Here is a 20,656-nt window from a genome sequence, read left to right on the forward strand (position 1 = left end):
ACCTGACATATCCAGATGCATGGTTGACAATTCGGGGTACATACCGACCTGTCTGCGTGTCGGGATGCTCAGGCACGGGTCGATAGCCTGGGTGGATGACGTCTTCCGCATCCTCTGAGTTCGGCCCTCTCGTGCTGGGAGGCAACGTCTTCGGGTGGACGGCCGACGAGTCGGCGAGCTTCGCGGTGCTCGACGCGTTCGTCGAGGCGGGCGGCACGGCCATCGACACGGCCGACTCGTACTCGATCTGGGTGGACGGGCACGTCGGCGGGGAGTCGGAGCGCGTCATCGGCGCCTGGTTGAGCGCGCGCCCCGGCATGCGCGAGCGGGTCAGCATCGCGACCAAGGTGTTCGCCAAGCCCGACCGGCCCGGGCTCGCGCCGGCGAACGTGCGCGCGGCGCTGAACGAGTCGCTCGAGCGCCTGCAGACCGACTACGTGGACCTGTACTACGCCCACCGCGACGACCCCGAGGTGCCGCAGGATGACGTCGTCATGACCTTCGGCGAGCTCGTCGCGGAGGGCCTCGTGAGCCGCATCGGCGCGAGCAACTTCTCGGCCGATCGCCTGCACTCCGCGGTCGATGTGGCCAAGGCGCACGGCGTGGAGCCCTTCACCGTCTCGCAGGACGGCTACAGCCTCGTGCACCGCGATATCGAGTCGGGTCTCGTGCCGACCCTGAAGCAGCTCGACATCATCGAGCTGCCCTATGGCGCGCTGCAGGGCGGGTTTCTCACCGGCAAGTACCGGGCGGGTGCGACGGTCGACTCGCCGTGCGCCGGCGCTGCCTCACGGCTGCTCGAGACGCCGCGCAACGTCGAACTGCTCGACGCGCTCGAATCGGTCGCGTCGGACCGCGGCGTGAGCATGGCGGCCGTCGCTCTCGCCTGGCTGCGGCAGCAGCGACGCGTGGCCGCCCCGATCGCGAGCGCGCGCAGCGTCGAGCAGCTGCAGAGCCTCATCGAGTCCTTCGATCTCGTCCTGAGCGAGGACGAGCTCGCGCGCCTGGCCTAGCCAGGCTCGCGCCTCGCCGGCTCGTCTGTTTGCCTGCTCGGCTACTCCGCGGGGTCCGCGGGGTCGGCGGAGTCGGCGAGGCCGAGCACGTCGAGCATCCACGCGAGCTCGATGGCGCGCTGCGTCCACGCCGCGTATCGGCCGCTCACGCCGCCATGGCCTGCCTCCATCTCGCAGCGCAGGAGCGCATCCGCCCCCACCTCGCGCAGGCGGGCCACCCACTTCGCCGGCTCGACGTACAGCACGCGCGTGTCGTTGAGCGAGGTGACGGCGAGGATGCGCGGGTACCGCTGCTCGGTCACGTTCTCGTAGGGCGAGTAAGCCTTCATGTACTCGTACACCTCGGGATCCTCGAGCGGGTTGCCCCACTCGTCCCACTCGATGACGGTGAGCGGCAGCTCGGGCATGAGGATGCTCGTGAGCGGGTCCACGAAGGGAACGTCGGCGAGTATGCCGGCGAAGAGGTCGCCCGCAAGGTTCGCGACCGCGCCCATGAGGAGGCCGCCAGCGCTGCCGCCTTCGGCGACGAGACGCTCGGGCACCGTCACGCCCGAGTCGACGAGGTGCTGTGCGCACGCGACGAAGTCGGTGAAGGTGTTCGTCTTGGACGTCGTCTTGCCCTGCTCGTACCAGGCGCGGCCCAGCTCGCCGCCGCCGCGCACGTGCGCGATCGCGAACACGACGCCGCGGTCCAGGAGCGACAGGCGGGGGATCGAGAAGCCAGGGTCCATGCTCGCCTCGTAGGAGCCGTAGCCGTACAGCAGCACCGGGGCGGGTTCGACGCTCACCTCGGCGCGAGACGACCCGGCGGCCGAATCGACGTCGAGGGCGGGGACGAGACCGCGCTTCCACACGAGCGAGATCGGCACGAGCGTGCCGTCGTCGGCGCGCGCCCAGTCGCGGCGCTCCTCGTACTCCTCCGTCGCGAAGTCACCCAGCACGGGCTGCCGCTTGAGCACCGTGATCGCTCCGGTTGCCACGTCGAGCTGGCCGATGGTCGTCGGCTCGATGAAGCTCACCCAGCCGATGCGCAGCGTCGGCTGGTGCCATTCCGGGTTGCCGCGGGTGCCGACACTCGCGAGCGCGTCGGGGCCGCCGTGCACGGGCACGACGAGCTCGTCCCAGTGCAGCTGCTCGGCCAGCGAGCGGTGCGGCTGCACGTCGGCGAGGCGCGCGATCGCGGTGCGCGGCAACCCCTCGCGGCGGTAGTCGAGGGTGAGGAACGCCGCGTAGGCGTCGACGCCCTCGACCCGGCGACCCGGCTCGTGCGGGATGAGCGTCTCGGGCTCGCTGAGCGGAGCATCCACGGGTACGGAGACGACCGTGAAGTCGGGCGCCTCGCGGTTGTGGGTGATGAGCCAGCGGTCCTCCCCGCCGATCACCGCGTGGTCGAGGTCGTAATCGACGCCGTGCTCGCGCGCCCACACGACGGTGAACTCGCCGGTGGGGTCGGCGGCGTCGAGCACGCGCGCCTCGCTCGTGATGCTGCTCGAGGCCTCGATGACGAGCCAGCGCTTCGAGCGGGAGCGCCCTGCGCCCACCCAGTAGCCGTCGTCCGGTTCGTGGAAGACGCTCACGTCGTCGGCGGTCGGCGTGCCGACCTCGTGCCGCCACACGGTGTCGGGGCGCCAGGACTCGTCGACGGTCGAGTAGAAGACGTAACGCCCGCTGGGGTCGAAGAAGGCGCCGGCCGCGGTGCCGGGAATCTCGTCGGCGAGCTGCTCGCCGGTCGCCAGGTCGCGGATGCGCAGCGTGTACCGCTCGTCGCCGACCGTGTCGACGCCGAACAGCAGCATCGTGCCGTCGTCGCTCACGTCGAAGGAGCCCATCGAGAAGAAGTCGTGCCCCTGGGCCTCCACGTTCGCGTCGAGCAGGAGCTGCTCGCCTTCGCGCGGCTGGGAGGGGTCGTCGAGGGGCGGCGGGGGAGCCCACACTGCCGGGTCGAGCGGGTTGGCGGGGTCGATCGGGGCGGCGGGCACGCGGCACTGCAGCCCGTACTGCTGACCCTCGATGGTGCGCCCGTAGTACCACCAGTCGCCGTCGCGCACGGGGATGCCCATGTCGGTCTCCTGCGTGCGCGACCTGATCTCCTCCACGATGCGGTCGCGCAGCGGGTCGAGGTGCCGCATGCGCTCGTCGGCGTAGGCGTTCTCGGCGTCGAGGTGCGCGACGACCTCGGCGCTGTCCTTGTCGCGCAGCCACTCGTAGTGGTCGACCACCACATCGCCGTGGTGGCGGCGCTCATGCGGCTTGCGGGCGGCGACAGGTGCGGGGGTGGGGGCGGGTGCAGGAGGCGTAGTCATCGCCTCCAGGGTAGGGCGGCGGGCTGACAGCGGGAGTCCGTGAGGGGCCTGACTCGCGCCGACCGCTGTTTATGGGGGGCTGGCGGGGAGGTGCAAACCGTGTCATGCTCTCGCCATCGTCTGATGCTTCCGTTGTCTGGTGGCTCTCAGACGTGAGGGTGCGTATCGAGCACCCCGTCCCCAGACCCCGGGCGAACGCACTGAGTGCGTGACGCAGCTCGTCGGCTGCGGAGAGTCGAGTGTCGTCTCTCCGCCGATCGTGGGTAGGGGAGGGGATATGTGGTGATGCGCAGTGTTGCCGTGATGAACAGTGTCGCAGGACGGCTTCTCGGGTCACGGAGTTTTCGGTGAAGCCCCCGCATCGCGTGTGGGAACACGTGCTCGCGGTCGTGAGCATCCTCGTGTTCCTGTGCGCGGCGGTGTCGGTCGTCATCATGCTGGGGCTGCTGCCGGCGGATGAGGTCGAGCGGTTGCGAACCCTCGTGGAGTAGGGCTCACACTCATGGCCGCCCGGGTAGCCTGGGACGGCTATGTCAGAGTCCCCCCTTGCCGCCGGCCCGTACGAGGTGCTCGGCGTGAGCCCGACGGCGAGCGATGAGGAGCTGAAGCGCGCGTATCGGGCGCGGCTGCGTGCCGCGCATCCGGATACCGGGGGGTCGGCGGCGGAGTTCGATCGCGTGCAGCAGGCCTGGCAGCGTGTCGGCACGCCCGCGGCGCGGCGCGCCTACGATCTGGGCGCCGATGCGGAAGCGGGCTCGCCAGGGTCGACGTGGGCGCAGTCGTCGTCGGGTGGCGGCATGCGGCGCGGCGACACGCGCCCGGGCGCGAAGGCGCACGGCCACCCGGGCGGCTGGTACCGCGAGCAGTTCCTCGATCTCATGAACGAGTGGATCGGCCGCGGCGACGGCGACGTCGACCCGTTCGACCCGCAGCTGGTGCGGCGCGCGCCCCGCGAGATTCGCCACCTGCTGGCGGCGGCGATCGCGGAGGAGAAGTCGGCGACGGCGCTCACGACGCTCGGCATGGGCTTCACGATCTGGCACGACGTGCTGGCGGGGGCGACGCGCGACGACAAGCTCGACCACATCGTGCTGGGCCCGACGGGCCTGTGGGCGGTGTTGAGCGAGGACTGGGGCGAGCCGGTGCGCGTCAAGCGCGGCGAGCTGATCGGCGAGGGCCTCGCCTCGGGCGAGCGGCCCCTGCACCTGCTGGCGCAGCGGGCGAAGGTGGTGGCGCGGGCGGCGAAGGTCAAGTTCTCAGCGCTCGTGATCGTGGTCGAGGATGCTCAGGCTCCTGCTTCTCTCACCGAACTCAGCTCGATCCGCGGGGCGCAGGGGCTGCTCGTGCAGCGGTCGCGCCTCGTGAACCTCATCCGCACGGGCCTGCCGGGTGTCGGGGTGGGCGGCACCGACCTGTTCGAGGTGCGCACGCGCCTGCAGCAGACTGTGCGCTTCGTGTAGCGGCGTCTCCACCCACGGCGCAACCCCCTTCCGTGGCGGCACGGTTCGCGCCACGGTGGAGTCATGCCTCGATTCCGCGCGCCTGCAGACCGTTCCCGCTCCGCCGACCGCGCCTTCGATCGCGCTACCGCGCGGGCGGGCTCGCCGAGTCTCGTCGCGGAGCCTGGTCGTCGTCGCCTGGTACTGCCGGCGTGGGTGGGGCGCGCTGACCGCGCGATCGTCAAGCGCCTGAACCGCGGGCAGTACCACCCGCGGGTCGACACCGGTCTGCGCGCCCTGTCGCGCGCCGCCGATCGCGGACTGCAGTGGTTCGGCATCGCGTTCTCGCTCGCGGCGGCGGGGCGCTGGCGCGCCGGGATTCGCGGGGTCGGCAGTCTGCTGACGGCGAGCGCGGTGGCGAACCTCATCGGCAAGCGACTGTTCGGCGGGCAGCGCCCCGACCACACGCTGCTGCCGGCGGCGCGGCGCATCCGCCGGCTGCCGACGTCGCCGTCGTTCCCCTCCGGCCATTCGGCGAGTGCTGCGGCGTTCGCGGCGGGGGTCGCGATCGAGCGCCCGGTGGCGGGCGCGGTCATCGCGCCGGTCGCGGCGGCGGTGGCGTACTCGCGCGTGCACACGGGAGCGCACTGGCCGTCCGACGTGGTGGGCGGCACGCTCATCGGTCTCGGTGCGGCGGGGGCGTCGGCGGCGGTCGCGCGGTCGGCGCGCTCGGGTCGGCGGGCGGTCGGGCCGGCGGCCCCGAGCATCCCGTTGCCGGCTCTGCCGCAGGGGCGCGGTCTCATCGTCATCGTGAACCCGGCGGCGGGGCTCGGCGGCGATGCTGGGCGCGAGATCGAGCGCCGGCTGCCGCGGGCGCACGTGGTGCGCACGACGCCCGACAGCGATGTGGCGGCGCTCGCGCGGCGGGCGCTGCGGCGGCGCGGCTGGTCGCACGCCGTGCACGCGCTCGGCGTGGCGGGTGGCGACGGCACGGTGTCGGCGGTCGCGCAGGTGGCGCGCGAGCACGGCGTGCCGCTCGCGGTGTTTCCGGCGGGCACGCGCAACGCGTTCGCGCGCACGGCGGGCGTGGCGTCCATCGCGGATGCTGCGCGCGCGATCGTCGAGGGCGCGGGCCTGCTGACCGATGTCGCCGAGGTGCGCATCGGGGGTGGGCCGTGGTCGACGGCGCTCAACACGGTGTCGCTGGGGGTGTATCCGCAGCTGGTGGAGGAGCGCTCGCGTCTGGCGAAGCGGGTGGGCAAGCCGCTCGGGGCGGTGCTCGCGGCGCGGCGGGTGCTGCGCCGGTCGACGCCGTTCACGGTGTCGGTGAACGGCGAGTCTGCGCGTGTGTGGTCGGTGTTCGTGGGGGTGAGCGACTACGGCACCCTCGAGCAGGGGCCGCTGTGGCGGGGCCGGCTCGATGATGGCGCGCTCGATGTTCGCATCCTGCACGCGGGGCGGCGGCCGCGGATGGCCATGCAGTCGTTCCACGCCGATGAGGTGCGCATCGCGCTGCACGACCGGTCGACGAAGCCGGGCTTCGCGTGCGACGGCGAGGCGTCGGTGGAGCAGCTGGCCGGTGTCGTGGAGGTGGCGATGCGGCGGGGCGGGTTGCGCGTGTACGCGCCGGGCGGTGCAGCAGCGCGCTGACGGGCCGGGGCGGGCCGGACGTTCGGGTGGGCGCGGTAGCCTGGGGTGACGGGCCGCGGCATTCGCGCCGGCCCGGTAAAGGAGTGCAGTGCCTGAGGAGTGCGTCCACGGTTTCGAGCCCGGCATGTGCGCCACGTGCTATCCGCCGCCTGAGCCGGAGAAGCCGCTTGTGACTCGTCGGTCGCCGCGCACGGCGGCGAAGAGTCTGCGCAGTCCCGCGCCGGGCGCGACGGGCAAGGCGGCGGAGGTGCGGCCGCCGAATCTGCCGCACCGCATGTTCCACGTCACGCACGTGTCGAACCTGCCGGCGATTCTGGAGGCGGGGGAGCTGCGACCGTCGTCGGCCGCGACACCGGCGCTCAAGCTGGCGAGTGCGATCACGGATGAGCTGCGCTCGACCGCGCCGGTCGATGATTCGGTGTCGGTGGCGGACTGCGTGCCGTTCTCCTTGAGCCCGCTCGCGACCTGGTGGGGCGAGGTGCAGGACGGCGCTGCGGGCCCGACGTGGAGTGATGAGGCGCGGGCCGCATCCACGGTCGATTTCGTCGTGCTGGGTGTCGACCTGTCGTCGGTCGATGACGACCTGGTGGTCTCTGACGGTGATGCGGCTGCGGTGGTGACGTCGCTGGCGCGGTCGCCGGAGGATCGTAAGCGGATGCTCGCCCGCGCGGCCTCGGATGCCGCAGTCTTGCAGGCCGCGGAGGCGCTCGTGCCCGGCTCGGTGCCGCTGTCGTCGGTGGCGCTCGTCGCCGTGGCGAACGACCCGCGCCGCGATCAGGTGCGCGCGCTGCTGAAGTCGGCCGGAGTGTCGATCAAGGTCGCCGTCTACCCGCCGTGGTTCGTGCCGGTCGTCGCCGAGTAGGTCGCGCAGCACCGCCAGTTTCCTGACAATTGCTTGCGCCTGGGCGCGCTCTTGGGGAAAGTATGTCGTGTACGCATAGCGACATGTCTGTACTCGGGAGGGTGTCTGATGACGGTGAAGGACGTTTCTGAGCGGCTGGTGCCTGGCTTCGTGCCGCTCATGGTGGGGGCGCTCGTGGTCGCCCTGGCGGGGTGCGCCGGCGGTGCGGGTGAGGCTGAGGCTCCGGCTGCGGGCGAGGAGGTCGAGGCGCCGGCCGAGGCTGATGGCGGCGAGTCGGAATCGTCTGAGGGTGATGCTGAGGCCGGCGCTGGTGCCGATCTGGGCACGATCACGGTGGGCACGACGAGCTACCGCGTGATCGAGGCCGTGAACTGCGAGCCGGTGCAGTCGAATGAGCTCACGACCGAGGTCTTCAACTCGATCGCGTTCGGTCAGTCTGCGGAGGGCGAGGATGTTCTGTTCTTCGCGTACACGCAGGAGCAGTCGGGTGCGCGAGCGAACTTCATCGACTATCAGGGGCCGGAGGGCACATGGTCGACGCAAGAGGGCAACGCGACGTTCACCTACGACGGTGGCGTGCTGTCGGGGGCGAGCGCCCTCGTCAACGATGACCTCTCGGAGTCGATCATGATCCAGTTCACCTTCGATCTGCCGGAGGAGCTCGTCGGGTGCTAATGGTGGGCCGCCTCGGTGGGTGGCCGGGGTAACGCGGCGCAGGGCGCGTGCGTTCGCGCTGTGTGCCTCCCACGGCACATGCCTCGAGAGGCACACTGCGTTGTCGTCACTTCGTATCGCCGGCGCCCTCCACTGCCCGCACCATACGCTGGCAGCACTGGTCTCCTCTCACGCCGAGTAGCTCTACACGCGGCTGCGCGGCAGCAGCTCCACCGAGGTGGGCGAGTCTGCTCCGACTCGGCCGACGGTGATCTCGGCGGTGCGCTGCGCCCACGAGCCGGCGCGGCGCAGGATGTGCGGGGCGAGCGTGCTCAGGGTGTCGCGCCCGGTGGCGCGGAAGAGGCCGACGACGTCGAGCCCGGCGATGAGGCCGGCCATGAACGCGTCCCCGCCGCCGATCGTGTCGACGACTCTCGGGTGGTGGCCGGGAATGTGCAGCTTGCACTGCGCGGTGGCCATGTCGATGCCGTGCTCGGCGCGGGTGATGACGACGAGCGAGGTGCCGGCGGCGAGCCAGCGCGCGATGGTCGACTCGATCATGGCTTCGCGCACGTCGTCGGCGATGTCTGCCGGGTCGGCGACGAGTTCGGGGTGCAGGTAGGCGAGGTCTTCGTCGCTCGCTTTGACGATGTCGCTGAGCGCGGCGTGCCGGTCGACGCGCGCGCGGGCGGCGTCGCGGTCGGGGTCGATGCGCGGGCGGATGTTGGGGTCGTAGGTGACGAGGGCGTCGCCACGGTACTGGGCGACGAGCTCGTCGACTTGGTCGGCGCCGGGCTGCAGGGCCGAGCCGAGTGAGCCGAAGTGCACGACGTCGGGCACTCCTGCGGGAGTGTCGGTGTGGTCGAGCATCCACGTGAGGTCGAAGTCGTAGCTGGGTGTTCCTCGGTCGTCGAGCGTGGCCGTGGCAGTGCAGGTGCGGCCGGCGCGCCGAGGCGTGTACACGTCGACGCCTTCGTGCACGAGTCGGCGCTCGATGGTGTCGGCGTGCCGGTCGGCGCCGAGCGACGTGATGAAGGCGACGTCGATGCCTTGGCGAGCGAGGCCGATGCTGAGGTTCATGGGGCTGCCGCCGGGCACCTCGGTGCGCGTGTGGCCGTCGACGATGATGTCGATGAGCGATTCGCCGAGCACGAGCGCGCGTGTCGCCCGCCGTCGTTCTTCGGTCATTAGCGCCCCCTCATGTGCTGGCGCATCCCCGAGCGCCGTTGACTTCCACCGTATCCGGGTATTCGTAGCCGTGCTTCGACTCGGAGTGACGTTGTCGGGGCAGTCCGCCGATGGCTACACGCTGAAGGCGGCGTACCGCTCGGCGACGAACTCGCGGTCGGGCGCGTCGTCCCGCCGCGACGGCAGCTCGAGCCGCTTGCCGTCCATCGCCTGCAGCCCGTACTCCAGCATGGGCCCGTCGCGGTCGGCGAGCAGCCGCTCGTTGATGTGCACGGTGTAGTCGGGGCTGACACCGAGGAAGTTCTGGTCGTAGGCGCGGTGGTGAATCGTGCACATTGCCATGCCGTTCGTCACGACCGGAAGGCCGCGCTCGTCACTGTCGGGCAGGATGTGCGCAGCATCCAGAAGCTCGGCGTATTTGAGGGTGCAGATGGCGCACCGCTTGCCGTACGCGTTGAGGACGCGCGCGCGGAACACGGGCTGGTGCACGCGCTGCCGCACGAGGCGCTCGACGTAGCGCTTGTCGAGGGTCGTGGTCGGGGATGCTCGCACTCCGCTGTCGTCGAGGTCGATGACGAACTGCCGCTGGTCGGGCAGCACGTCGATACTGCATCGCCTAAGGCGCGAGCACCCCGATCGCGGGCACGTACACGCTCGGGGTCAATCGCTCGGAGGTGGGCAGCCTAGCTGGTGGGTGCGACGCCTCCGAAGCGTTGCTGCGCCGCTTGCTTGCTGATGCCGAGCACGATGCCGATGTGACCCCAGCTGCGGCCAGAAGTTCGAGCGGCCGCAACCGCGGCCCGGAGCTCGGCCTCCGCGTCGTGCACCGCTTGCTTCGCGCGCCCGATTCGCCTGAGGTCGACAGGGTCGTCGACCGGCAGCTGACTGAGGTCGAGTGCGTCGAGTCGCGCTTCGATGTCGTCCGGGGTCGTGGTGGACTTCATGGCTGTTCTCTTCCCTTCAGGTATCGAGCGAACGTTGCCCGCAAGGGCATCGCGTGGATGATGCGCGCGTCTCCTTCCGGTTCCGCAACGACGACTTCGAGGAGCGCTCCTCGACTGTCGGGGCCGATCACGAGCACCTCATCCTCATCGAGCGGGTAGTGACGTAACGGAAACTCGATCGCGTGCACAATGTCGGCATCTCGCACCCTGTGCTTGCGCGCCGAGGCGATGATCCGTGGCAACACTGTAGATGTCGTCCCTTCGATCGTCAACCTATGATTGACGCGCTCCGTGAAGTCTCAGTGTCGTCACACCTGCGAGCCTGCAGTGGTTGTATCGCGAAACCCGGGAAGGTCGGCTGGCTGGGGGCGGTGTGGAGGAGCGCCCTAGGTCCGGTCGAGCAACGCCCTGAGCGCGACGAAGTCGTGCGCGACGGTCTGCCACAGCAGGTCGGTGTCAATGCGGTGGTAGTGGTGAGCGACGATGTCACGGTTGCGGGCCGCCGCCGACCAGATGGGTGCGCTGAAGCGGTCGGGGTCGAGTGCGATAAGACGCTTGGCGAGGTCGCCCACGCGGTTGCTGAGCGCTTCGAAGGCGAGTCGCAGGGCTGGGTCGTCGTCGTAGGCGGCGCGGCCCCGCGCGGCGAGCTGTGCGGCAGTGTCGAGGGTGGAACGCAGCTCGGTCATCCACCGCTCGATCTGGCTGCGTGGGTCGCCCTTCACAGCGGTACGGCGTCGGTGAGCACGTGGGCGTCGGTGACGGGGTCGAGGGATCGTGAGCTGAGTACGTCGACGGGATGGCCGAGCAGCTGCTCGAGGTCGTCGCCGAACTGAGCAAGGTCGAGAAGGCTGGCGCCGGCCTGTGGGTCGACGATGAGGTCGATGTCGCTGTGAGCCTCCGCCGTGCCTCGTGCCACCGATCCGGTGACGCGAACGCCGTCGAGGTGGGCCACCTCGGCGAGCCGCATGATGAGGCGCCTCTTGCTGCGAAGGCTTTCGAGCGTGGGGGTGGGCGAATCGGTGGCAGCTACTCGGTACGTCGCATACGGCAGGATGACCGCCTCGGGCTTGCGGTGCGAGCCGAGCACGACCGGCTCAAGATCTCCGCCGCGAAATCGGCGCAGGGTGCGGCTGAGCTCGTCGCGCGCGAGCGCCACGGTCGTGACGGTGCCGGTAGCGGTCATGACTGCAGGGTAGCCCACCTCGGGCAAAAATTGTACGTAAACATGTACAGATTTCTCAGGGTTCGCGCACGTGACAGAAGGTGCGTGGCGAGATCGCTCTCTCAGCTGGCGACTTTGGCGCTGACGAGGCGATTGAGGCTCACGCCTTGCTCGGCCGCTTCGAGGGCGAGGGCGCGGTGCAACTCGGGTGGAATGCGCAGGCGGAACTCGCCGCTGTATGTCCGGTCTGAGATGGGCTCGGGCACCGGGTCTCCGGCTGCGCGCAGATCTTCGACGACCTCGGCGACCAGTGCGCGCAGCCCGAGCAAGGCGCCCGCGGGATCAGGTGCGAGCCAGGAGAGTGACGTGAACTCGACGACCGAAGCGACGAACTCGCTGTCTTCGGGCGACCACGAGATGCGATAGGTGTAGTGGTCGTCACGCATCGTTGTCTTCCTTCTCGTTCTCGGTGTCGTGAGCTCCAAGGCGTTCGACTGCCGCGAGCACTTGACGAACCTGGTACGGCTTGGCTGAGCCACGGTTGTTCTGAATGTTCACGCGCGGGTCCCCTCGCCAGGGTGTCGCGTAGATCCGGTGGCTTCCCGACGACACCCGAGGCGGCCCGAAGTGGTGACGGCACACCGCCTCGAGATCGCGGAACGACACGGAGGCCGGCGAGGAGCGCATCAAGGCGATGACGTGATCGATCTTTCGTTGTGGTGTCACTAATGGTACCGCCTTGTGGCTCGCATTGCCACAATCTGCCAGTGGCCCCAAGGACACCCGCCCCAGAACGCACCGTCGTGGAGAGACGGCGGGCACTCCTCTCGTGGGGAGGAGACCGAGGGCCCTCAGGTCACGGGGCCAGGGGATGCAAAGCACACCGCGCACAACGCCCACATGAGGTAGCTTCACTCGGAACACGAGGAGGCCCCATGCCCGGTCCCGGATTCGCCGTCGTCGACCTGGAGACGACAGGCCTCTCACCTGGCGCCCACGAGCGCGTCGTCGAGATCGCCATCGTGCACGCCGACAAGTACGGCAGCGTGACGGGCCAGTGGGAGACCTTGGTGAACCCGCAGCGCCACGTCGGTGCCGAGCACATCCACGGCATCCGTGCGGGCGACCTCATCGATGCCCCCGCCTTCGCCGACATCGCCGATGACGTCATGGACCTGTTGAGCGGTCGGGTGATGGTGGCGCACAATGCGCGATTCGATCGCGGCTTCCTCACCGCCGAGTTCGGCCGCGCCTCGCGCGCCTTGCCCGACGACGCTCCGACCCTGTGCACGATGCAACTCGCCCGCGAGCTCATTCCCGGCGCGGGCCGCAGTCTGGCGGACTGCTGCGCGGCCTTCGACATCGCGCTCGAGGAAGCCCACCGAGCCGCCGTCGACGCTCGCGCGACGGCCGAACTCCTCGGCGGCTACATCGCGAGTACCGCCCGCGAGTTCTGGTTCTCCCACATCGATCGGGCTCTCAGCGTTGCGTGGCCGTCGCCGGCGAGCTCCGGGGCGAGCGCCCTCGCGCGGTGGGTGGCGCGCGGCTCGAGCGCAGCATCCGTTCCGTTCTTGCAGCGCATTGCCGACCGCATGCCCGACTTCTCGGGGCCAGCCGAGCACGTCGAGTACGTGGCGTTGCTGGATCGCTGCCTCATCGACCGGCACCTCTCTGAGCACGAGTCGCGCCAGCTGGTGGCGCTCGCCGAGGAGCTGGGAATCGGCCGCGACACGGCGGCCGGCCTGCACGCGCAGTACTTCGACCAGTTCGCCGCGGTCGCCTGGGCTGACGGGGTGCTGACGTCGACGGAGGTGGCAGATCTCGCCGCCGTCGCATCGCTGCTGCACATTCCGGACACACGGCTCACGGCAGCTCTCGCCCCGCCCGCCGCAACGGCGGCGGCCCAAGCGGCGACGACGGATGCTCCGCCGCCGCCCGGCGCGTTCGTGCTGTCGCCCGGCGACACGGTGGTGCTGACCGGCGACATGTCGCGCCCCCGAGCCGACCTCGAGGCTGAATTGGTCGCGGCGGGGTTCCGCGTGGCATCGGCCATCTCGAAGAAGGTTGCGCTCTTGGTCGCCGCCGACCCGGACTCGCTGTCGGGCAAGGCCCGCAAGGCGCGAGAGTACGGCATTCCGGTGGTGGGTGAGGAGTACCTTCAGCGGATGCTCTAGTGATCTAGCCGCTCACAAGGTTGCTCCCTAGCCTCGCCGTCCAGCGCTGTCGGTGTTCACTCTTCTAGACGATCTCAGCACGGCTCGGTACACTAAACGCGTCGCCCGATACGTCGGGAGTGAAAGTGAACCCCGGGAGATCCTGTGTTGCCACAGGGCCCGGGGTTTCGCGCATCACGGGGCGAGGGTGATGAGCGTGTATCGCGTGAGTTGCTCGATGTACCGCTCCTCGCCCTTGATGCTCGCGGCTACAGCACCCACCACAGCGTCGGCAGACCACAGCGCGGGATCCTGCGGGCCTGGCTTGTGATGAATGCGAATTGTCGCGCCGGGGAGTTGTCGTGATTGCATCCTCACGAAGTGCTCAACGTCTCTCTTGTCGTCAGCTCGCCCTCGAGACTCAGCAATGATCTCTTCGACTCGGAGCTCGTGGAGCGTCTGCACGAGCCGTTCCATGCACTTGCGTCGTTGGCGTTCTGGGCGTTCGTTGGCGTTGCCCGCTCTCGCCACCACCACGCTCATGAGCGACAGAGTGTTGAGCGCTGCGAGCCAGTGCGCTCTTCTCGCGGGTTGCCGCGAGAGGCCGTGCCAGTGGAGCTTGCGAGCGCCCCGAGGCTGAAGGTTCTGCATAACCTGCCGCAACTCGTCAAGCTGACTTCGGTTGCACACGACCGCGCACAGCAGGTAAGTACCTGGACCCTTCTCGTCGGAGATCGCCGATTCGTCGAGGAAGGCGAAGATCTGTGATGGCTCAGTCATTCGCCTCCCGTTCGTTGCGTGATGCTGGTGATGCAGGTCCATCAGAGTGTCAGAAGTCGAACGTCGCCTTGTGAAACTGCTCACGTTGCGCGTCGCGACACTGCGCGGCACTCGTGAGTGACATTCCGTTCTGCCGCACCCGCCGATAGCGTCAAGTCATGCCCCGCATGCACCCCACCCATCTGCCCGAGAAGGCGAACCGCAGCGAGCGCCAGCTCTTCACCGCATTCGAAGGCCTCCAAGACCGGGACGACTGGGTCGTCATGACCGGGCTCACGGTCGGGCAGCATGTGGCCGGCCTGAGCGGCGAGGTCGACGCGGTCGTCATTGCGCCCGGGAGGGGCATCCTGCTCATCGAGGCGAAGACGGCGGAGCATGTGGAGTACCGCGACGGGCAGTGGTTCCTCGCCAAGAATCCGCGGCCCACGAAGAACCCGCTCGTGCAGCTGGACGGTGCTCGCCGCAGCATTCGCGGCTTCCTGCGCCAACGAGACCTACTCAAAGGCGACGAGCCAATCGCCCGCCTGGTGTGGTTCACGAACCTGGGGCGCTGGCAGTTCGACAACGGCACGCCGCACGATCTGACGTTCTTCGAGTGGGAGCTGGCGTGGAGCGACGACCTGGCGAAGCCGGCCGAGACGGTCGAGCGCGTGCTGGCCGAGCACAGCGCGTGGTTCGGTGAGGCGGAAGGGGTGAGCGTCGACCCGGCATCCCTGACGGCTGAGCACGCGACCGACATCGCGGATGCCCTGCTCGCCTCCTTCACCGCCGCCAGCAGCGCGGCCGACCGTCGGCGTGCCCGGCTGATCGACGAGCGCGCCCTGCTGGAGGACCAGGAGCTCGTACTCGACCTGCTCGAGACCAACCCGCACCTGTACTTCGACGGCCCGGCGGGCTGCGGCAAGAGCTGGCTCGTCGCCGTGGCCGCGCGGCGGGCGGCGCGCGCGGGCCGCCGAACCCTGCTGACGTGCTGGAACATGCTCATGGCCGAGTCGCTGCGCGAGCTCGTCGGCGAGAGCCCGTTCGACATCGAGGTCGCCGACCTCAACGCGGTCATGCTGCGCGTCTGCGGGCTGGAGGAGAACCCGGCGGGTGCCGACGACAGCTGGTACCGGCACGAGCTGCCCGAGTTGACGCTGCAGGCTCTGGCGGAGCATCCGCAGCGGGGCGGTTTCGCCACCATCTGCGTCGACGAGTTCCAAGACGTGGCGGGCGTGCCCTTGCTCATGGACGTGCTGCGCGCCCTCGCGGTGGGCGGCGACCCGGCGCAGGCCCGCTTCGTGCTCGCGGGCGATGCCGGCCAGCAGATCATGCGGGCGGCGGGGGAGCGCGCCGAGCCGCTGCCGGCGGCGCGCGAGCTGGCGCCGGGGCTCGTACACGTGCGGGTGCGCCGCAACTGCCGGGTGGCGCCGCGTCTGCTGCGCGCGGTGAGCGGCCAGCTGGGGCGCCCCCTCGATCATGCGGGCGACCGGATGCCCGACTCGACCCCCGGCGCGCTCGACGTGGTTCCCGTGGCGGAGGGGCGCGAGTTGCCCGCCCTGCTCACCGCGCTCAAGGCCCAGCTGGAGCACTTCGGCCCCGACGAGGTAGTCGTGCTGAGCCCGTTCGGCGCGCAGTCGTCGCTAGTGGGCCGCTTTCTGGCCCGCGAGCCGGCGAACAGGGAGGAGCGGCAGTTGCGAGACCTGCTTTCGGGGGAGCGCGCGGTCGCGTGGCGGTCCATCTTCAAGGGCAAGGGCTTGGATGCTGCTGCCGTGGTGCTGACCGACATCACGCCCGACGCCGCGGCCTGGGCTGATGAGCGCCGTCTCAGTTGGAACGACATGCTCTACGTCGGCATGACGCGGGCGCAGTACGGCTGCACGGTGCTGAGGTCGGAGGGTGCGCCGTGGAGCGGCGAGCTCGACGCCGAGCTCGGGGCGGCGCGCGTCGAGGCCGCGCGGCCAGGGGTGCGGGTGGTGGGTGGCGCGCAGAACGCTGGCGCCGCTGCCGCGATGGTCGCGATGGCCGGTCGGTCTGGAGGTGGCAACTCTAAGGGTTAGGCGCTGCCGGAGGTGGCGTACAATGTTCTCAGCCGGCGACTTTGGCGCTGACGAGGCGGTTGAGGCTCACCCCTTGTTCGGCTGCTTCGATGGCCAGGGCACGGTGTAACTCTGGCGGAATGCGGAGGCGGAATTCGCCGCTGTACTGCCGGTCGGAGAGGGGCTCGGGCACGGGGTTGCCCGACGCGTGCAGGTCATCGACGACGTCGGCGACGAGCGCGCGCAGCCCGAGCAAGGCGGCTGCGGGGTCGGGTGCGAGCCAGGAGAGTGACCTGAACTCGACGACGGAAGCGACGTACTCACTGTCTTCCGGGGACCACGAGACCCGATAGGTGTAGTGGTCGTCACGCATCGTTGTCGCCCTCCTCGTTCGTGTTGTCGTGAGCTCTCAGTCGCTCGAGTGCGGCCAACACTTGGCGCACCTGGTACGGCTTGGCCGACCCGCGGTTGTTCTGAATGTTCACGCGCGGGTCTCCTTGCCAGGGTGTTGCGTAGATTCGGTGGCTCCCCGACGAGACTCGAGGTGGGCCGAAGTAGTGCTGGCACACGCGCTCGAGGTCCCAAAACGACACCGAGACCGGCGAGGCGTGCATCGTGCCGATGAGGCGATCGATCTTCCGTTGTGGTGTCACTAATGGTACCGCCAAGTCGCTCGCATGGCGTTACAGTGCACGTTCGGGTTTTGCGCACGTGCCCGTCGTGGCCTGGCGGTGAGCAGACACCTCCAGTTCGGCTCCTGGGGAGGAGGCACTCTCGCGTGCGGTCTGCGGTCGGCTTGGCGGCGGTCGCGCGGAGGGTTAGGCGCTGCCCGAGATCTGGTCGAGCAACTCTTTGAGCGTGACGAAGTCGTGGGCGACGGTCTGCCACAGCAGGTCGGTGTCGATGCGGTGATAGTGGTGGGCAACGACGTCTCGGTTGCGAGCTGCGGCCGACCAGATCGGTGCGCTGAATCGCTCGGGGTCGAGCGCAACGAGTCGCTTGGCGAGGTCGCCGACGCGGTTGCTGAGCGCTTCGAAGGCGAGCTGCAGGGCCGGGTCGTTGTCGTAGGCGGCGCGGCCCCGGTCGGCGAGCCGTGCGGCGGTCTCGAGGGTGGTGCGCAACTCGGTCGTCCACCGGGCTATCTGCTCGCGCGGGTCGCCTTTCACAACGGCACAGCGTCGGCGAGCAGTTCGGAGTCGGTGTCGCGGTCGAGGGATCGTGCGCTGAGCACGTCGACGGGGTGGCCGAGCAGCTGTTCGAGGTCGTCAGCGAACTGGGCGAGGTCGAGCAGGCTGGCGCCAGCCTGGGGGTCGACGATGAGGTCGATGTCGCTGTCAGCCTCCGCGGTGCCTCGCGCGACGGATCCCGTGACGCGAACGCCGTCGAGGTGGGCCGCCTCGGCGAGCCGCAGGATGAGACGTCTCTTGCTGCGAAGCGTTTCGAGAGTGGGGGCGGGTGTATCGGTGGCTGTCGCCCGGTATGTCGTGTAGGGCAGGATGACCGCCTCAGGCTTGCGGTGTGAGCCGAGCACGACCGGCTCGAGGTCTCCGCTGCGAAATCGGCGCAGGGTACGGCTGAGGTCGTCGCGTGCGAGCGTCACGGTCGTCACGGTACTGGTAGCGGCCATGGCCGCAGGATAACCCACTGAGCAGAGAAAACGTACGCATTCATGTACATAAATGGATATCACGTCTCACCGTCAGTTCGCGCAGGGGGCGGGCCGGCTCGATCACATGAGCGTTGCGCACGCAGGGCGCTGATATGAGGTAGCTTCACCCCCAACATGAGGAGGCCTCCATGACCGGACCCGGTTTCGCCATCATCGATTTGGAGACGACAGGGCTCCTGCCCAGCGCGCACGAGCGCGTCGTCGAGATCGCGATCGTGCATGCCGATCAGTACGGCACCGTGACGGGCCAGTGGGAGACCCTGGTGAACCCGCAGCGCCACGTCGGCGCCGAGCACATTCATGGCATCCGCGCCGCCGACCTCATCGATGCCCCCGCCTTCTCCGACATCGCCGACGACGTCATGGAATTGTTGAGCGGTCGGGTAATGGTGGCGCACAATGCGCGGTTCGATCGCGGCTTCCTCACCGCAGAGTTCGGCCGCACTTCGCGCGCACTGCCCGACGATGCTCCGACGCTGTGCACGATGCAACTCGCCCGCGAGCTGATCCCCGGTGCGGGCCGCAGCCTGGCGGACTGCTGCGCGGCGTTCGACATTGCCCTCGAGGATGCGCACCGTGCCGCAGTCGACGCTCGCGCGACGGCGGAACTGCTGGGCGGATACATCGCGAGTACCGACCGCGAGTTCTGGTTCTCCCACATCGAAAGGGCTCTCAGCGTCGCGTGGCCGTCGCCGGTGAGCCCCGGGGCGAGTGCTCTGGCGCGGTGGGTGGCGCGCGGCTCGAGCGCAGCATCCGTGCCGTTCTTGCAGCGCATTGCGGAGCGCATGCCCGACTTCTCGGGGCCCGCCGAGCATGTCGAGTACGTGGCGTTGTTGGATCGCTGCCTCATCGACAGGCACCTCTCTGAGCACGAGTCGCGCCAACTGGTGGCGCTCGCCGAGGAGCTGGGCATCGGCCGCGACACTGCTGCCAGCCTGCACGCGCAGTACTTCGACCAGTTCGCCGCGGTCGCCTGGGCTGACGGCGTGCTGACGTCGACGGAGGTGGCCGATCTTGCCGCCGTCGCCTCCCTGCTGCAGGTGCCGGACGCACGCTTGACCGCGGCTCTCGCCCCGCCCGTCGCGCCGGCGGCGCACGCGGCGTCGACGGATGCTCCGCCCACGCCCGGCGCGTTCACACTGTCACCCGGCGACGCGGTGGTGCTCACCGGCGAGATGTCGCGCCCGCGAGCCGACCTCGAGGCGGCGCTGGTCGCGGCGGGTTTCCGCGTGGCATCGGCCATCTCGAAGAAGGTCGCGCTCTTGGTCGCCGCTGACCCTGACTCGCTGTCGGGCAAGGCCCGCAAGGCGCGGGAGTATGGCATCCCGGTCGTGGGGGAGGAGTACCTTCAGCAGTTGCTCTAGGAACCCGCCGAACGGCTGCCCGCAGCACGGGGCAGTCGGCGCTCAAGAACCGTTTCCTTCTCTCATGACATCAGCGCACTGTGGAGGTCTTGGGCGGTGCGCTGTGCCAGGCGCAGGGTGTCCTGCGGGGCTTGAGCGCCGACCAGCGGCCGTTCTTCGAAGGCCCGGAGCATGTGAACGAGCCTTTTCCGGTCGGAGCCTCGCAGGTCGGTCACGATGGGTTCGACGTCGATGATGCAGGCGAGCAGCGTTGCGGCATCCAGCAGATGCCGGCCGCGATCACGCGAGTCGACCATGTACGCAGCTGCTTTGAGAACGAGAGCGCCGTGAAGAGTGGGCACGGGCACGGCAACTTGTGCGCCGTCGTGATGGAAGTGCATGAGCTGCAGCCTGCCCATTGCCTGTTGCCCCGCCGTCACCCGCATGACGTCCCGGCGTGCGTGGCGCGGCACCGGTCGCTCGTGATCGGGGACCATCAGGTCGACGACGTGGGTTCCGCGCGTGAAGCGGTAAGCAAGAGTCGTCGACTGGTCGAGTTCGTATCCGAGTCGCACGAGCACCGCGGCCGCTTCCGCGTAGTTGAACGCACCTGCTTCGACTCGCACTGCGGCGTCGACGTCGACGGTGACGCGGGTGGTCTCAACCTCTGCGGCCAGTGCGTGCGCCTGCACCATGAGTCCGCCGACGAGTGCCCAACGCTCGATGGGCAGCACGCTGGCCAGCTCGAACACTCTGGGCCAGGGTTCGCGCCACCCACCAATCGGCTCCGCGACTGTGGGGTTGTCACTCACGAGAGTGCCGCCTGTCTGGCCTGGATCCGCTGCCGGGCCGCGCTGCTCGTGCGCTCATCCCCGTAGGCGTACAGCGCGATGTCGGTGACGACGGCGGGTGCATCCGTGTCGAGCTCGATGAGGAGTGTCTCGCCGTCGGCGTCCTCCAGCAGGCGTAGTCGCCTGGCGAGCGTGGCGGCGTCTCGGCTCACCTTGATGTCGAGACCTTCGCCGGTCGAGCTCAGGCCGTCGGCTACCTGGCTGCCCGAGTTCACGTTGCGCCGGGTGCTGCGCCAGAGCGTCGCCCGATTACCGAGCACCTGGTACGCGAGTTCGGCGACAGTCATGGCCCGCAGTCGGCCTCTCAGTCGGCTCCGTTGACTGCCGTCGATCAACTGGGTCGAGCCGCGGTCGAGCAGCTCGCAGGCGGCCCGGACCGTCTGTTCATCCCAGCGACGGCCGCGGGCGGCTGATCGGCTCACGGCGATCAGCGAGCGTCCGGAGACGACCGTCCGCCCGGCCACTGCGCGATGGATGACGCGCCCGTTCTGCGCCAGACGCTGAACTTGCCGCTGACTCAGACCGAGCTGCGTCGCAGCCGAGCGGGTCTCGATCTCCATGACGTATATAGTCGCGTGAGCGACCATATCTGTCAATAGGCCCGCTTCGTGCTCGCGGGCGATGCCG

Annotated in this window: 22 protein-coding genes; 9 read left to right on the plus strand and 13 right to left on the minus strand. The window is 69.4% G+C overall.

The genetic code is table 11. The features are described from left to right. The first annotated feature begins 95 nt into the window (after window positions 1–95). The gene (locus HUJ41_RS04835; protein WP_179873578.1) at window positions 96–1,013 is read left to right on the plus strand and encodes an aldo/keto reductase; all 918 of its coding nucleotides are present in this window, start codon (window positions 96–98) and stop codon (window positions 1,011–1,013) included. A gap of 41 nt (window positions 1,014–1,054) precedes the next feature. On the opposite strand, the gene HUJ41_RS04840 is transcribed toward HUJ41_RS04835, so the two are convergent. Beyond that, the gene (locus tag HUJ41_RS04840; protein WP_179873579.1) at window positions 1,055–3,316 is read right to left on the minus strand and encodes a S9 family peptidase; all 2,262 of its coding nucleotides are present in this window, start codon (window positions 3,314–3,316) and stop codon (window positions 1,055–1,057) included. Between the two features lie 347 nt (window positions 3,317–3,663). Between HUJ41_RS04840 and HUJ41_RS04845 the strand changes: the two genes are divergently transcribed. The 5 genes from HUJ41_RS04845 to HUJ41_RS04865 all read left to right on the plus strand — a co-directional run bounded on the left by HUJ41_RS04845 (window position 3,664) and on the right by HUJ41_RS04865 (window position 7,942). Then, window positions 3,664–3,807, plus strand: a complete 144-nt coding sequence (locus HUJ41_RS04845) for a hypothetical protein (RefSeq protein WP_179873580.1) — start codon at window positions 3,664–3,666, stop codon at window positions 3,805–3,807. 39 nt (window positions 3,808–3,846) lie between these two features. Then, on the plus strand, window positions 3,847–4,776 hold the full coding sequence (locus HUJ41_RS04850) for a J domain-containing protein (RefSeq protein ID WP_179873581.1): 930 nt from the start codon (window positions 3,847–3,849) through the stop codon (window positions 4,774–4,776). A gap of 63 nt (window positions 4,777–4,839) precedes the next feature. Further along, on the plus strand, window positions 4,840–6,405 hold the full coding sequence (locus tag HUJ41_RS04855; RefSeq protein WP_179873582.1) for a bifunctional phosphatase PAP2/diacylglycerol kinase family protein: 1,566 nt from the start codon (window positions 4,840–4,842) through the stop codon (window positions 6,403–6,405). A 169-nt stretch (window positions 6,406–6,574) separates the two neighbouring features. Beyond that, complete coding sequence (locus tag HUJ41_RS04860; RefSeq protein ID WP_179873583.1) at window positions 6,575–7,267, plus strand: DarT ssDNA thymidine ADP-ribosyltransferase family protein; 693 nt, start codon at window positions 6,575–6,577, stop codon at window positions 7,265–7,267. Window positions 7,268–7,375: 108 nt separating this feature from the next. After that, on the plus strand, window positions 7,376–7,942 hold the full coding sequence (locus tag HUJ41_RS04865; RefSeq protein WP_179873584.1) for a hypothetical protein: 567 nt from the start codon (window positions 7,376–7,378) through the stop codon (window positions 7,940–7,942). A 183-nt stretch (window positions 7,943–8,125) separates the two neighbouring features. Here the strand turns inward: HUJ41_RS04865 and HUJ41_RS04870 are convergent, their stop codons facing one another. The 6 genes from HUJ41_RS04870 to HUJ41_RS04895 all read right to left on the minus strand — a co-directional run bounded on the left by HUJ41_RS04870 (window position 8,126) and on the right by HUJ41_RS04895 (window position 11,661). Continuing rightward, complete coding sequence (locus tag HUJ41_RS04870) at window positions 8,126–9,109, minus strand: PfkB family carbohydrate kinase (RefSeq protein ID WP_179873585.1); 984 nt, start codon at window positions 9,107–9,109, stop codon at window positions 8,126–8,128. A 114-nt stretch (window positions 9,110–9,223) separates the two neighbouring features. Continuing rightward, window positions 9,224–9,709, minus strand: coding sequence for an HNH endonuclease (locus HUJ41_RS04875; protein WP_179873586.1), 486 nt, complete (start codon window positions 9,707–9,709; stop codon window positions 9,224–9,226). 83 nt (window positions 9,710–9,792) lie between these two features. Continuing rightward, window positions 9,793–10,053 (minus strand): hypothetical protein, encoded by a 261-nt coding sequence (locus HUJ41_RS04880; protein ID WP_179873587.1) that lies wholly within the window; start codon window positions 10,051–10,053, stop codon window positions 9,793–9,795. A gap of 386 nt (window positions 10,054–10,439) precedes the next feature. Beyond that, window positions 10,440–10,739 (minus strand): HepT-like ribonuclease domain-containing protein, encoded by a 300-nt coding sequence (locus HUJ41_RS04885; RefSeq protein WP_179873588.1) that lies wholly within the window; start codon window positions 10,737–10,739, stop codon window positions 10,440–10,442. A 32-nt stretch (window positions 10,740–10,771) separates the two neighbouring features. Then, window positions 10,772–11,236, minus strand: coding sequence for a nucleotidyltransferase family protein (locus tag HUJ41_RS12645; protein ID WP_218925646.1), 465 nt, complete (start codon window positions 11,234–11,236; stop codon window positions 10,772–10,774). A gap of 101 nt (window positions 11,237–11,337) precedes the next feature. Beyond that, on the minus strand, window positions 11,338–11,661 hold the full coding sequence (locus HUJ41_RS04895; protein WP_179873589.1) for a type II toxin-antitoxin system HicB family antitoxin: 324 nt from the start codon (window positions 11,659–11,661) through the stop codon (window positions 11,338–11,340). A 489-nt stretch (window positions 11,662–12,150) separates the two neighbouring features. Here HUJ41_RS04895 and HUJ41_RS04905 point away from each other — a divergent pair, with 489 nt between their 5' ends. Further along, on the plus strand, window positions 12,151–13,389 hold the full coding sequence (locus HUJ41_RS04905; RefSeq protein WP_179873590.1) for an exonuclease domain-containing protein: 1,239 nt from the start codon (window positions 12,151–12,153) through the stop codon (window positions 13,387–13,389). Between the two features lie 174 nt (window positions 13,390–13,563). On the opposite strand, the gene HUJ41_RS04910 is transcribed toward HUJ41_RS04905, so the two are convergent. After that, complete coding sequence (locus HUJ41_RS04910; RefSeq protein ID WP_179873591.1) at window positions 13,564–14,148, minus strand: hypothetical protein; 585 nt, start codon at window positions 14,146–14,148, stop codon at window positions 13,564–13,566. Between the two features lie 158 nt (window positions 14,149–14,306). Here HUJ41_RS04910 and HUJ41_RS04915 point away from each other — a divergent pair, with 158 nt between their 5' ends. Continuing rightward, window positions 14,307–16,187, plus strand: a complete 1,881-nt coding sequence (locus tag HUJ41_RS04915) for an NERD domain-containing protein (RefSeq protein WP_179873592.1) — start codon at window positions 14,307–14,309, stop codon at window positions 16,185–16,187. Window positions 16,188–16,215: 28 nt separating this feature from the next. On the opposite strand, the gene HUJ41_RS04920 is transcribed toward HUJ41_RS04915, so the two are convergent. The 3 genes from HUJ41_RS04920 to HUJ41_RS04935 form a co-directional block, all read right to left on the minus strand. Then, complete coding sequence (locus HUJ41_RS04920; RefSeq protein ID WP_179873593.1) at window positions 16,216–16,539, minus strand: type II toxin-antitoxin system HicB family antitoxin; 324 nt, start codon at window positions 16,537–16,539, stop codon at window positions 16,216–16,218. 445 nt (window positions 16,540–16,984) lie between these two features. After that, complete coding sequence (locus HUJ41_RS04930; protein ID WP_179873594.1) at window positions 16,985–17,332, minus strand: HepT-like ribonuclease domain-containing protein; 348 nt, start codon at window positions 17,330–17,332, stop codon at window positions 16,985–16,987. After that, window positions 17,329–17,793: a nucleotidyltransferase family protein gene (locus HUJ41_RS04935; protein ID WP_179873595.1), complete on the minus strand. Its 465-nt coding sequence runs from the start codon at window positions 17,791–17,793 to the stop codon at window positions 17,329–17,331. The genes HUJ41_RS04930 and HUJ41_RS04935 overlap by 4 nt, the downstream gene beginning before the upstream one ends. A 170-nt stretch (window positions 17,794–17,963) precedes the next feature. Between HUJ41_RS04935 and HUJ41_RS04940 the strand changes: the two genes are divergently transcribed. Beyond that, entirely contained in the window at window positions 17,964–19,199 is a 1,236-nt protein-coding gene (locus tag HUJ41_RS04940; protein ID WP_179873596.1) for an exonuclease domain-containing protein, read from the plus strand. Between the two features lie 62 nt (window positions 19,200–19,261). Here the strand turns inward: HUJ41_RS04940 and HUJ41_RS04945 are convergent, their stop codons facing one another. Together HUJ41_RS04945 and HUJ41_RS04950 are read right to left on the minus strand one after the other, a co-directional pair. Continuing rightward, window positions 19,262–19,990 (minus strand): hypothetical protein, encoded by a 729-nt coding sequence (locus tag HUJ41_RS04945; RefSeq protein ID WP_179873597.1) that lies wholly within the window; start codon window positions 19,988–19,990, stop codon window positions 19,262–19,264. Then, complete coding sequence (locus tag HUJ41_RS04950; RefSeq protein ID WP_179873598.1) at window positions 19,987–20,589, minus strand: hypothetical protein; 603 nt, start codon at window positions 20,587–20,589, stop codon at window positions 19,987–19,989. Before HUJ41_RS04950 ends, HUJ41_RS04945 begins: the two co-directional genes overlap by 4 nt. Between the last annotated feature and the right edge of the window lie 67 nt (window positions 20,590–20,656).

The organism is Microcella indica (genome assembly GCF_013414345.1).
In the GTDB taxonomy this organism is placed as follows: domain Bacteria; phylum Actinomycetota; class Actinomycetes; order Actinomycetales; family Microbacteriaceae; genus Microcella; species Microcella indica.